This window comes from Flavobacterium sp. B114r, assembly GCF_056824125.1.
Genome location: NZ_CP124858.1, coordinates 2,281,716 through 2,294,796 on the forward strand (window position 1 = coordinate 2,281,716; position 13,081 = coordinate 2,294,796).

Annotated in this window: 11 protein-coding genes; 1 reads left to right on the top strand and 10 read right to left on the bottom strand. The window is 34.1% G+C overall.

Annotated features, from left to right (window positions below; all coding sequences use genetic code 11):
* Positions 1–70 precede the first annotated feature (70 nt).
* The 10 genes from QLQ94_RS09960 to QLQ94_RS10005 all read right to left on the bottom strand — a co-directional run bounded on the left by QLQ94_RS09960 (position 71) and on the right by QLQ94_RS10005 (position 9,719).
* A complete protein-coding gene (locus tag QLQ94_RS09960; protein WP_482499629.1) occupies positions 71–1,009 on the bottom strand; it encodes a DUF1266 domain-containing protein in 939 nt (312 codons plus the stop codon).
* 121 nt (positions 1,010–1,130) lie between these two features.
* Positions 1,131–1,748, bottom strand: coding sequence for an LURP-one-related family protein (locus QLQ94_RS09965; RefSeq protein ID WP_482499631.1), 618 nt, complete (start codon positions 1,746–1,748; stop codon positions 1,131–1,133).
* Between the two features lie 50 nt (positions 1,749–1,798).
* Positions 1,799–2,587 (bottom strand): DUF1266 domain-containing protein, encoded by a 789-nt coding sequence (locus tag QLQ94_RS09970; protein ID WP_482499633.1) that lies wholly within the window; start codon positions 2,585–2,587, stop codon positions 1,799–1,801.
* Positions 2,588–3,093: 506 nt separating this feature from the next.
* A complete protein-coding gene (locus QLQ94_RS09975; RefSeq protein WP_482499635.1) occupies positions 3,094–5,640 on the bottom strand; it encodes a TonB-dependent receptor in 2,547 nt (848 codons plus the stop codon).
* Between the two features lie 249 nt (positions 5,641–5,889).
* Entirely contained in the window at positions 5,890–6,303 is a 414-nt protein-coding gene (locus tag QLQ94_RS09980; protein WP_041517419.1) for an RrF2 family transcriptional regulator, read from the bottom strand.
* 103 nt (positions 6,304–6,406) lie between these two features.
* Positions 6,407–7,231: a TPM domain-containing protein gene (locus QLQ94_RS09985; RefSeq protein WP_271334943.1), complete on the bottom strand. Its 825-nt coding sequence runs from the start codon at positions 7,229–7,231 to the stop codon at positions 6,407–6,409.
* A 3-nt stretch (positions 7,232–7,234) separates the two neighbouring features.
* Positions 7,235–7,672: a TPM domain-containing protein gene (locus tag QLQ94_RS09990; RefSeq protein WP_271334942.1), complete on the bottom strand. Its 438-nt coding sequence runs from the start codon at positions 7,670–7,672 to the stop codon at positions 7,235–7,237.
* A 61-nt stretch (positions 7,673–7,733) separates the two neighbouring features.
* The gene (locus tag QLQ94_RS09995; RefSeq protein ID WP_110837347.1) at positions 7,734–8,315 is read right to left on the bottom strand and encodes a LemA family protein; all 582 of its coding nucleotides are present in this window, start codon (positions 8,313–8,315) and stop codon (positions 7,734–7,736) included.
* Positions 8,316–8,360: 45 nt separating this feature from the next.
* Positions 8,361–8,693: a MerR family transcriptional regulator gene (locus tag QLQ94_RS10000; protein WP_271334941.1), complete on the bottom strand. Its 333-nt coding sequence runs from the start codon at positions 8,691–8,693 to the stop codon at positions 8,361–8,363.
* A gap of 48 nt (positions 8,694–8,741) precedes the next feature.
* Complete coding sequence (locus QLQ94_RS10005) at positions 8,742–9,719, bottom strand: M23 family metallopeptidase (RefSeq protein WP_271334940.1); 978 nt, start codon at positions 9,717–9,719, stop codon at positions 8,742–8,744.
* Between the two features lie 269 nt (positions 9,720–9,988).
* Here QLQ94_RS10005 and alaS point away from each other — a divergent pair, with 269 nt between their 5' ends.
* Entirely contained in the window at positions 9,989–12,625 is a 2,637-nt protein-coding gene (gene alaS, locus QLQ94_RS10010; RefSeq protein ID WP_482499637.1) for an alanine--tRNA ligase, read from the top strand.
* Positions 12,626–13,081 lie beyond the last annotated feature (456 nt).

The window sequence follows — 13,081 nt, forward strand, 5'->3', positions numbered from 1 at the left end:
TAAACTTACCTCGTTTTTACTGTATTTAAACCAACTAATTGTTTATTATATTGAATAATTCAATTTAAGTCTATTTCTTCCAATCAATACGTGTTGTATTCCAAACACTATTTTTGTCTTGTAGCGATTCTTTTATTGCAGATGCAAATGCAGTAGGATTGTTTCCCCAAAAAACAGCACGTCCAGTCATAAAAGAAGATGCATATTCGAACCAATTTTTATACCTTTCCGTAGCCATGTTTTTTGCAATTTCCAAATATTTAAAACAAGTTTCTTCATTTATATAACCTGCAGCATAACAATAACGAGCTACAGAACCGATACGTTCAATATCCCAAGCATCTACATCTTGAAAGTTTCCAGCCGCATCTATATTTAATTTTATTTGAGGTGATAAAGCTTTGCTGTACTCTTGTATTGCTATTTTTACTTCTTCATCTTGCGTGTCTACTTCTTCATCTCGATGTCCGGATTCTTTAAGCCAGTCAAGTGTTTCTATAGCTTCTTGTGTATTTGTAATTTCCCATGCATTGTCTAGCATTTCTTTCAAATCATTTTTAGAACTATAAATTTGGAGTGTTTCTACAGGATGTTGATATAGTATTATAGAACCAAATGCAAGTAAATGTTTCTTGTCATCTGCAACAGGCGTGTCATCTTCTGTAACATCATCATCATCATCATCATCATCACCCTCAACATCAAAATCTGAAAATCCACTCATTAACTGGTCAAAAAATGAATTTGCTGTTGAGGTATTAGTGCTTGAAGGAAGAGGTTGTACAAGATTGCTGAATTTAGGGCACAACGAAGGATTGCCAAAGTACTGCATGTACGTTGCCATATCTGTCATTGCTGAAAATTGATAAGTATTGCACACTTCTGTCCATTGTTCAGATTCGATGTTTAATGCTTTAAATATCAAATCAATATCAATGTTATGTGTTGCTACTGCTCCTAGTGCAGCTGCGTATTCAGGTATGCTTACACCATGTGTTGTGTCGCTCATAATAATTTTTGTTGTTTGTGTTATTCGTTTAGCTTATGTTTTTACAAGTACTGAGTATGCAAACTGTTATTGTCTAAACTATTTTAATATTACTAAAAAGGGTATCTAATTGAGATTTTTTTTAATTTCTAAATGTCATGTCTACCACAAGAGAACCTGCTAAAGCAATTATTTTTTTAGGGTCATTTGTAAATTCAAAATCTATATTTACAAAATATTTATCTTTGTTCGGGGTTAGTGCTTGCGCGGCAATTTCCATTAATTTTCCTTGCGTCTTTTTTTCAATAGTTCCCATTTTTACCCCATTTGCATTTGTAATATTAAAAGCTTTTAGACCTGCATCAGTAGATTTGATAGTGGCTATTATGTTACCATTATTATCTTCAATAGCAAATGTATTGTGTGCCAGTAGGTTAAATTTTTCTTTGATCACGCCAATTACATTATTATTAGCGTCAAGTATTTGTATTTTAGACATAAAATAGGTCCATCCTCTTTTTACAGTTGCACCAATGTTACCTTTTTCATCTTTAAAGTGGTACGTATAAGGAAATGCCTGTTTGTCTAAGACAAGTAATAATAGCTTGTGCCATCCTGGTATTTGTTGGTCAATAACACCTATTTTTTTCCCTTCAGTATCAACGATATCGTATGTGTTTCCTATCTTTAAAAGATTTGCCCTTTGATCAATTATGTATTCATTTTTTTCAAACAATAAGGGAATTTTTAATTCTGACATAATTTTATTTTCTTTTTTTTGTGATTAATTGTTTTTAGTAAACAATATTTTTATTTCCAATCCTTTTTTAATTCTGTGTTCCACTTTACTTGAAAAGGACTTTTTGGATCTTTCTTTAATTCAGATATAAATCCTTGACGTTCCGCATATTTTGAAGAAGGATCTTTTGGATTTTCATTGCTCCAGTATAAATAGCCATACATGTAGCTTCTATTATATTCGTCCCATGATTTAAAAGTTTTTTGAATACGTTTAGCTACTTCTAACGATTTGTCTAAGGCAGTATCTTCATTGATAAAATCAGCTACATAAAAACTAGTTAACAGGAAGTTGGCTCTACCAAGATCCCATCCTGCAATTGCGTTATAGCCAAGATCACTATAAGCATTATACAACAATTGTAAATGAATTTTTTGCTCTGGATCTGTAATACTTGATAATTCAGTATCAAATTCCTGTTTAGACATTTTATCAATACCAAGTTTTTTTATCTCGTTAACAAATTCTTTACTATGCATGCCATTTTCAGATGTAAGTTCCTGCACTTGTTTCATACCGGAATTTAAATCAGATACTGACCACCATTGTTGAAGCATTTGTTTTATGGATTGCTTAATAGAGGCATTTTTTTCCTGACCGCCAACTAGTTTATAATCTCCTTGATTTTGCATTGTCATGATAGCATAAGTACCATTTATAAAACGCGTGGTTTCTGATGTATTTTCACTCACAGAACCGACGTTCTCTGCTGATGTACTTTTTTTACATCCAGTTAATAGGAAACATACTGTTAGTACAAGAGTTGTACTTAAGTAAAGAAACTGCTTCGCTTTGTTCATTTTGTTTATTTTAATAATTATATTTATTTATGGTTACTGAAATGTTTTAGATTTCAGAAAACTCAATGCAAAATTACCTGGACAATAGAATATAAATAACCTCTATAAGTTTTAAGAATGATAAAAGAGGGTATATTTAGACGCCATAGAATTTCAATGAATGTTCATTTATGTGGTGTACGATTGATTAATGAGTAAACAAAAAAATGGGACAAATATTTAAATTTGTCCCATTTCATTAATTTTTTAAAGTTGCAGGATTGCAAAGTATAAAGATTGAATTTTCTCCAGCTTTTTCGTGATGGAATAACTCAAGATCTTTGATTAATTGTAGTATAATTGAAAAATTAATCTCTTCTTAATAGATATTATTGACTCTAAAAGTTTTTGGATTAATAGGTTACGTTTAAATATCTGAGCTAATCTTATGAGCTTTTTTGGCATAAAAAAACGAGATAGATTTAAAAACCTATCTCGTTTAATATGATTAAAATTAACTAATTGTGTTACAATGAATATTTCAATGTTACTCCGTAAGTTCTTTGATCACCAATTACACCCGCATATTGACCTGTGTTTCCACCAGCAGGTAATAATTGTTCGTAGTAATCTTTATTCAAAAGGTTACGTCCCCAGAAATGAACAGATAAACCTTGAGAAGCGCGGAAACCTAAACGAGCATTAAAAATGGCATAACCCGGAACTACTAAATATTTTGAAGCCGATGGGCTTGACGAAAATTCAGAACGAGCATAAGAATCTAAACCAAGGAATATTTTTCCTGCGTTTCCAAAGAATTTAGCATTATCGGATAATTCTCCGCCTAGAGATCCTGCCCATTTTGAAGCACCCGGTAATTCAGTTCCTGAAACATCTTTGAAGGCTACAGCAGCTCCAGTTTCTTCTAACGGAAGTGGTGCATTTGTAAATTTGATGTATTTACCATCAGTATAAGTTGCAGCACCATTGATTGTTAAGTGTTGGCTTATTACAAAACTTGCATCAAGTTCAGCACCTCTCACACGTACTTTATCTGCATTGGCAAGATACCCGCGGTTTACACCTAATTCAGCAGCCTGAACGTTTGTTTGAAAATCTTTGATGTCAGTATTAAAGAATGTCAGGTTGAAAACTGAATTTCTAAAAGGAGATGTTTTTACCCCAATTTCATAATGATTTACTTTTTCAGGCTTAATTACTGCAAGATCAAGTAATGGTAAACCTTTTGAATCAGTTGGAAGTCCAGCTACATTTACACCAACCGGTTTGTAACTTTTTGCATAAGTTGCGTAAGCATTGATTTTGTCAGAAGCTTTAAAAGATACTGTTATATTTCCAGAGAAATCTGTATTATCAGTACTTGAATTAAAAGCCTGATCAGAGTAAACAGATTTTTTCAAAGCAAGTAATGCCGGATCTGTAGTTTGAAGACCTCCGTATGTTGTACGAGCATAACGAGCATCTTTTTTATCGAAATTATATCTTAAACCTGGCAATACGTGTAAACGTTCTGTAATTGCCCAATCAATTTGGCCAAATACTGCCGCACTCGATGCTCTGATATTTGCATCAGTTTTGATTCCGTATCCTTCAAAAAGACCGGGAGTTTTCCATAAGGGACTTGTTGAACTTTGTGCAAATCTCCATTGAGCGTTCCCAGATTCTTCAGTACCATTTGTTTGAGATGTCTGGTCTATAAAAAATACCCCTACAACACCGCTTACTTTAGAGGTTAACTGACCTGCGTAACGTACTTCTTGTGTAAATTGTGTTTGTCTTGTTGGGTTTTGTGATTTTGCCAATACCTGTAATCCTGTAAAATCTCTGTCATTTGATGGATCCCAGTTCCAAAAACGCCAAGCTGTAGTTGAAGTAAGAGTTCCTGATCCAATTTTTGTATCAATATTAAGAGATAAACCTCCCATATCTTGTCCCGAACGCCATGGAGTATCGTGGTCAATTTTACGGTCAAAAGCATTTAAGCTTGGTAGTTGATAATTTAAATCTTTAATAATAGCATCAAACTGGCGATAAGCAGCTCTTTGAGTAGGAGCAACACCGGCAACAACTTGTGCATATCCGTCAGGGCGTTGCGTTGTGATATCTCCGGCAAATATAATATTGGTATTTACAGTTGGAGTCCAAAGTAACTGACCTCTAATCCCCTGATTGTTTAAAGTATTTGTAGGTCTTCCTGTAGCAACATTGTCAATAAGACCGTCACGTTGTGTCCCTGAAAAAGATAAACGACCTGCTAATTTTTTTCCTAAAGCTCCTGTAACAGATGCTTTAGCTTGTAGAAAGGCATAATTTCCGTAACTCACTTCAAAATCAGCTCCTGAAGTAAAACTTGGTTTACGCGTAGTAATGTTAAAAGCTCCGGAAGTGGTGTTTTTACCAAACAAAGATCCTTGTGGTCCGCGTAATACTTCGATTTGCTCGATATCGATAAAATCTAAAGTCGTAGCAGCGGGACGTGCATAATATACACCATCAACATAAAAACCAACTCCGGGATCGATACCATCATTAGTAAGTCCAAAAGGAGAACCAAGGCTACGAATGTTTATTCCTGTATTTCTGGGATTTGATGAATACAATTGTACAGAAGGAACTAATTCTTTAATACGGTTAACATTAAAAGCTCCTGTTTGCTCCGCTTGTTTACCAGTAATAACTGATATTGCAATTGGTACATCCTGAACTTTTTCTATTCGGCGTCTGGAAGATACAACAACTTCTATGAGTTCGTTTTCTTCTTTAAGGGTTACTTGTAATGGAGTAGTAGGTAAATCAACAAGTTCAATCTCAGTAGTTTTATAGCCTACATATTGAACTAAAATAGTGATAGGAAGTCTTCCTTTTGTATCAAGGCTAAATTTTCCGCCAGGATCTGTAGTTGTGTTAGAAGTTGTTCCTTTTACAACAACGTTAACGGCTTCTAATGGAATGTTTTCACTTGTTTTAACAACACCTTCAATGTTTTGTGCAAATGAAATAGAGAAAGTAAAAACAGATAATAGTGTAAGTATATTTTTTATAGAATTTTTCATTTTTATATTAGTTATATGTGATTAGTAGAATTTAAATTAAATTTTTTTTACCAGCACATACACATCATAGAAGAATTGTTTTTTACAGTCTTGAATTGACTATTTTGGTTTTTTTGCAAAAGATTTTTTGACACACCCGATCGATTGTAATTTACTTTCATATTGGTTAAAATTTGTAAATTGGTTAGTTGATTTTTTTGCAAATATATGTAAATTCTATAGATTTACTAGGAATTAGGAAATATTTTTTTATTTCTTTACAAGTGAGGCGATTGTGATGCCTTGCATCGCTTTAAGAGTTTCGTCTCGAATGATCATTAAGCCGTGTCTTAGGCTACATTCTTCCTCAGTTTTGCAATCTGAGCATGGTTCGTAAAAGTTTAACGAAGCACATGGTAAAAGCGCAATTGCACCGTCGAATAAACGATGAATTTCTGCCAAAGTAATATCATTTTTGGAGCGTATCAGATAATATCCGCCAAATTTTCCTTGCTTACTACTCACAAAACGTCCTCGTTTTAGATCTAATAAAATCTGTTCTAAAAACTTTTTAGGAATATTGGCGCCATCAGCAATTTCTATCGTTCTGGAAATGTGATTTTCGTCCTGTTCTGCTAAATAAAGTAAGGCCTTAAGGGCGTATTTTGCTTTATGTGATAACATCTATTTTGAATTATAAATTGTAAATTATGAATGATAAATTTAAACTAAATTTTCTTAGTATCAACTTAAAACCTGAAACTAAAAAAACTTGAAACTAAAGACTTTACCAGCCTCCGCTGGAACCTCCGCCGGAGAAACCACCTCCGCCAAAACCTCCGCCAAAGCCACCTCCGCCACCGGATGATCCGCCACCAAAACCTCCTCCAAATCCGCCACCGCTGCTTCTTCCAAGACTGCTTAGAAGGATAACATCGAGTAAACTTGGACCTCCACCGCTGTTATTGCCTGAATTTCCACCGCCGCCTTTATTTCGGGACAGCAAAATTAATACAATTACAACAATAACAATGAATGGCAGTATCGGAAAATCATTTCCTTTTGCCTGTTTGCGTTCTCCCTTGAATTTGCCTTTAAAAACATCAATTATGGCATCTGTTCCTTTGTCAAGACCATTATAAAAACTGCCTGCTTTGAATTCCGGAATAATAATATTTCTGATTATTGTTCCACCAATTCCTGCAGTCAAACGATCTTCAACTCCATATCCCGGATTAATGGCTATTTTCTTTTCGGCCTTAGCCAATAAAATAATTACACCATTATCATCTTGCTTAGTTCCTCCAATTCCCCAGGTTTGTCCCCATTTTGTAGCTAGTTGGCTAACATCTTCTCCTTTTAAACTTTCGATTGTAATAACTACAATTTGTGTTGTGGTAGAATCAGAATAACGAATTAGTTTTTCTTCTAATTGTGCCTTTTCAGATGCGCTTAAAACATTCGCATAATCATAAACTGAAGTCTGAAAACTTGGTTTTTCCGGAATTGTAAATTGTGCAAAAATACAATTGGTGGTAAAAAAAGCGATTAACAAAAAGGTAAATTGAAAAAGTCCTTTTGAATGAGATATTTTGTTTGTGGAAATTTTCATTATTTATCCTTTTGAGATTTCGTTTGATAATTCGTTAGTGTCCCCTTCAAACGAAGGAAAGTATTTTTTTAATTGTTCGCCGGCGTTCAGAATGCCATCAACAATACCTTGCTTGTAGTTTCCTAACTTAAATTGGGCAATCATGGTCTCTTTGGTGCAGTCCCAAAAATCTGATGCAACAACATCATGAATACCTTTGTCTCCACAAATTGCAAATGTTTTATCTGCTACAGCAAAGTAAAATAAAACCCCGTTTTTTAGTTGGGTTTCATTCATTTTTAATTCGTGAAAAACTTCTAAAGCCCTATCAAAAGGAACTTTAGAAGTTGTTTGTTCTATATGTACCCTAATCTCGCCAGAAGTGTTTTTTTCAGCCACGCAAATAGCATCAACAATATGTTGTTCTTCTTCTTTGGATAAAAAATCTTCTACTTTTGACATTGGAGTTATTTTAGAGTTTAGTTTGTTGATTTTAGATTTACCTAAAATGTAAAATTCTTTTTTAGAATTTTACTTCAACTGGTTTATCAGCACCTGCAACAGCTTCGAAATATGGTTTTTCTTTGTAATCTAAGAACCATTTGTTCGGGATAGCAAGAATATAACCATTATAATCTTGTACAGCTTCGTTGAAACGTGTTCTGGCCGTTAAAATTTGATTTTCTGTACTAGCCAATTCATCCTGTAATTTAAGGAAGTTTTCATTCGCTTTTAATGTTGGGTATTGTTCAACAGAAACTAACAATCTTGATAAAGAAGAGGATACCCCACTTTGAGCCTGGTTGTATTGAGCCAATTGCTCTGGAGTTACATTGCTTGGATCGATTGTTACCGAAGTAGCTTTTGCACGAGCCTCAATTACAGCTGTCAATGTTGATTTTTCGAAATCTGCAGCACCTTTTACTGTGTTAACTAAATTTCCAATAAGGTCATTTCTTCTTTGGTAAGTAGTACTTACATTTCCCCATTCTTTATTAACTGCTTGATTTTTTTGCAAACCAGTATTTTTAATTCCAATTGACCAAAAAGCAATAATAGCAATTAGCGCTATAATAATTCCTACGGGGATTAACCATTTTTTCATATCTGTTTTAATTTAAGTTTGTTTTTGATTTATTTAATAAATATACTATAATTCGTTCTTAATATCGTTTAATTGTGTTTTTATGGTCTCTAATTTACGTATTATTTCGAACTTATCTAATGTTTTCTTTTGTCCTTCTTTCAGGTGTGTTCTGGCGCCATCAAGTGTAAAACCTCTTTCTTTTACCAAATGATAAATTAATTGCAGGTTGGTAATATCATCCGGAGTAAACATTCTGTTGCCTTTGGCATTCTTTTTTGGTTTTAAAATATCAAATTCACTATCCCAAAATCGAATCAATGATGCATTGACATTAAAAGCTTTGGCAACTTCGCCAATACTATAATATCTTTTATCTTTTGAAAGCTCAATATGCATGATTTGTAATTTTCTGTTTTTATTCCAAAAATACAACTTTTTGGAGGATTAATCTAATGATTGGTTTTCCTGATTTGCCATTTGTGAAATTGCCACATATTCTGCTGCCGATATATTGCCGTAATAAAAGTTCAGCGGATTTACGACTTTTCCGTCTTTATGTACTTCATAATGGCAATGCGGACCTTCAGATCTGCCGGTACTTCCCACATATCCAATAACATCACCACGTTTGACATGTTGTCCGGCCCTGCAATTGTATTTGCTTAAATGGGCGTACAAACTTTCGTATCCAAAACCATGCCTGATGACGACGTGGTTTCCAAATCCTGAAGCCGAATTATCTGCTCTTTCTACAACACCATCGCCAGTGGCATAAACAGGAGTGCCTGTGTTGGCTGTAAAATCCATTCCGTTATGCATTTTCCTCACTTTTGTAAAAGGATCAGTGCGATATCCAAATCCTGAAGCCATTCGCTTAAGGTTTTCGTTACGAACAGGCTGAATCGCCGGAATTGCCAATAATAAATTGCCTTTTGTACTCGCCAGTTTCAAAATTTCATCTAATGATTTCGATTGAATGGCTAATTCTTTTGATAATCTGTCAATGCGTTTTGTCGTATTTAAAACCAATTGTGAGTTGTTGTAGCCTTCTAGGTCTCTATAACGTTTAGAATCTTTAAAGCCTGCTTTTCGGATAGAATCGGGAATTTCAGTTTTATTAAAATAAACCCTGTAAATATTATTGTCCCTATTTTCTAATGCCTCAGTTACATCGTCGATTTCATCCAGTTTTTTATTTAAAATTGAATATTGCAATTTCAGATTCTCGATTTCACGAGCCTGTAAACGATCCTTTGGTGTTTCAAAATAAGGAGTATTCAATAAGAGAACAAAAACTAAAAAACCAAACAATGCCGAAGCCAGCAAAAACAATAATGCATAGCCAAATTTGATTCTTTTTCTGGTCTTTATTTTTGTATAAGCCAGATTTTCTGAGTCGTAATAATATTTTACTTTCGCCATATTTTAAAATACCCTATTTTTGCAGCTTGTAAAATAAGTTAGTAGAACAAATTTAATAAATGTTTCAGATGTTCGAAGCTTTTTTCAAGAATAAAATAGAATTAGGTAATGTGTCAATCTGATAATTAGATAATGTCTTTAAAGTGAAATTTATTGTTTAGAATGATAAATTTCTAATTTAAAAAATACATTAATATATTTTCAGATGAACTAAATTATCTAATTGACACATTATCAAATTATCACATTATTACATTTCTAATTATAACATGAAATCACAAGACGTACGTAAACAATTTTTAGATTTTTTTAAAAGCAACGGGCACTTAATCGTTCCGTCGGCTCCTATTGTGCTTAAAGACGATCCAACCTTAATGTTCAACAACTCGGGAATGGCCCAGTTCAAAGAATATTTTTTAGGAAATTCAACTCCAAAAAGTAAACGAATAGCCGATACGCAAAAATGTCTTCGTGTAGCCGGTAAGCAAAATGATCTTGAAGAGGTAGGAATTGATACGTATCACCATACTATGTTCGAAATGTTGGGGAACTGGTCGTTCGGTGATTATTTTAAAAGAGAAGCGATTAATTTTTCATGGAAATTGTTGACAGAAGTTTATAAAATCCCGAAAGAGAATATTTATGTTTCTGTTTTTGAAGGGAGCAAAGAAGAGAATGTTCCTTTTGATCAGGAAGCTTGGGATATCTGGAAAACATTAATCGAGGAAGACAGAATTATCCTTGGAAACAAAAAAGATAATTTCTGGGAAATGGGAGATCAGGGGCCATGCGGACCTTGTTCTGAAATTCACGTTGATTTACGTTCAGCAGAAGAAAAAGCACAAGTTTCAGGTAAAAGTTTGGTAAATAACGATCATCCTCAGGTAGTTGAAATCTGGAATAATGTATTCATGGAATTCAACCGTAAAGCTGATGGTTCTCTTGAAAAACTTCCTGCACAACACGTAGATACCGGTATGGGATTCGAACGTTTGTGTATGGCTTTGCAAGGAAAAACATCAAATTATGATACCGATGTTTTTACACCGCTTATCGAGAAAGTAGAACAAATTACAGGTTTTACATATACATCTAATGAAATTAAAAACATCAGTGAAGAACAAAACAAAACGAATATTGCGATTCGTGTTGTAGTAGATCACGTACGTGCGGTTGCTTTTGCAATTGCCGACGGACAATTACCATCAAACACAGGAGCAGGTTATGTAATACGTAGAATCTTGCGTCGTGCCATTCGTTACGGATTTACGTTCTTGGATACGAAAGAACCTTTTATCAATAAATTGGTAGAAGTTCTGGCAAACCAAATGGGAGAATTTTTTCCTGAGATTAAATTACAGCAACAATTGGTTACGAATGTAATTCGCGAAGAAGAAGCTTCTTTCTTAAGAACTTTAGATCAGGGATTACAATTGTTAGACAATGTAATTGCACAAACCAAAGGTTCTGAAGTTTCTGGAGCAAAAGCATTTGAATTGTATGATACTTTTGGTTTTCCGAAAGATTTAACAGCATTGATCCTGAAAGAAAAAGGAATGTCTCTTAACGAAGCAGAATTTGATGCATCGATGCAGAAGCAAAAAGCACGTTCACGTGCAGCATCAGAAGTTTCAACAGAAGACTGGACTGTTTTGATTCCAGGAAATGTAGAAACGTTTGTTGGATATGACAAAGTAGAAAACGACGTCAAAATCACGAGAATTCGTAAAGTAGATTCTAAAAAAGACGGAATTTTATACCAAATTGTTTTAGACAATACACCATTTTATCCAGAAGGAGGAGGACAGGTGGGTGATAAAGGAACGTTAGTTTCTGCAAACGAAACGATCGAAATCATTGATACGAAGAAAGAGAACAATTTGATTTTGCATTTTGCAAAACAATTGCCTGAAAATATTGAAGCTGGTTTTACAGCAAAAGTAAATACCGATTTAAGAAGTTCAACTTCTAAAAATCACTCAGCTACGCATTTAATGCATTTAGCTTTGAGAAACCTTCTTGGAACTCACGTAGAGCAAAAAGGTTCATTGGTAAATCCTAACTATTTGCGTTTTGACTTTTCGCATTTTTCTAAAGTTTCAGACGAAGAATTACGTCAGGTTGAAGCAAGTGTAAATGCGCAAATCGAAGCACAATTGCAATTAGTAGAACACAGAAATATTCCGATTAAAGAAGCATTAGATAAAGGTGCAATGGCTTTATTTGGAGAGAAATACGGAGATAATGTCCGTATGATTGAATTTGGTGACAGTAAAGAACTTTGCGGTGGAATTCACGTGAAAAACACAGCAGAAATCTGGCATTTCAAAATCATTTCTGAAGGCGCAGTAGCGGCTGGAATTCGTCGTATTGAAGCAATTACAGGTGATGCTGTAAAAGACTTCTATAAAAATCAGGAGAATACCTTAGCTGAAATAAAAGAAACATTAAAAAATCCACAGGATATTTTAAAATCAGTGGCTTCTTTACAAGATGATAATGCTAAATTGAAAAAGCAAATTGAGCAATTGCTTAAAGAAAAAGTAAATGCTTTAAAATCTGATTTAGAGAAAGATTTCCAGGAAGTAAACGGAATCAATTTCCTTGCAAAACAAGTAGATTTAAGCATGGCATCGACTAAAGAATTAGCTTCTGTTTTAGGAGCTTCAAAAGCAGATTCTTTTGTGTTTTTAGCTTCTATAGAAGACGGTTTGCCAAATATTCATTGTTATATCTCTAAGGATTTAGTAGCAAGCAGAAGCCTAAATGCAAATGCTGTTATCAAAGAATTAGGAAAATATATTGAAGGAAATGGAGGAGGTCAGCCTTTCTTCGCATCCGGAAAAGGTAAAAATGCTGCAGGAATTGCTGAGGCTTTGTCTCACGCAGTTGATTTTGTGAAGTAAAGAAAAGTTACTAAGAAGCTTAGTTGCTAAGGTTCTAAGTTTTTTATAAGATCTAAAAAGCGAACCCGACAGGTTTTTAAAACCTGTCGGGTTTTGCATATAAATTCAATTTTTTACCATAGGTTAAACAATTAAAATGACATACTAAACGAAAACATTCTTATGAAAATGATTGGCCTAGCCCCGATAGAAGAGAAAATCCTTTTGTGGCGGGGTTCGCCACAAAATATGGAAACGGAAAGCGGGATTAGCTCCTGAAAAAAGATTTAGTTTTATCTAGAAAACGAAATGATAAATAGTTACGTGTAATTGGTTGTCTTAATAAAAGAAAGGGCTTTAGCCAAACGTAACAGTCTGGCTAAAGCCCTTCAATTTTAAACTTTTTTGTTCCATTCAGCTAAAGCTGGACACTATCTGAAAAAAAACTTAGCAACTTAGCGCCTTAGCAGCTCAGAA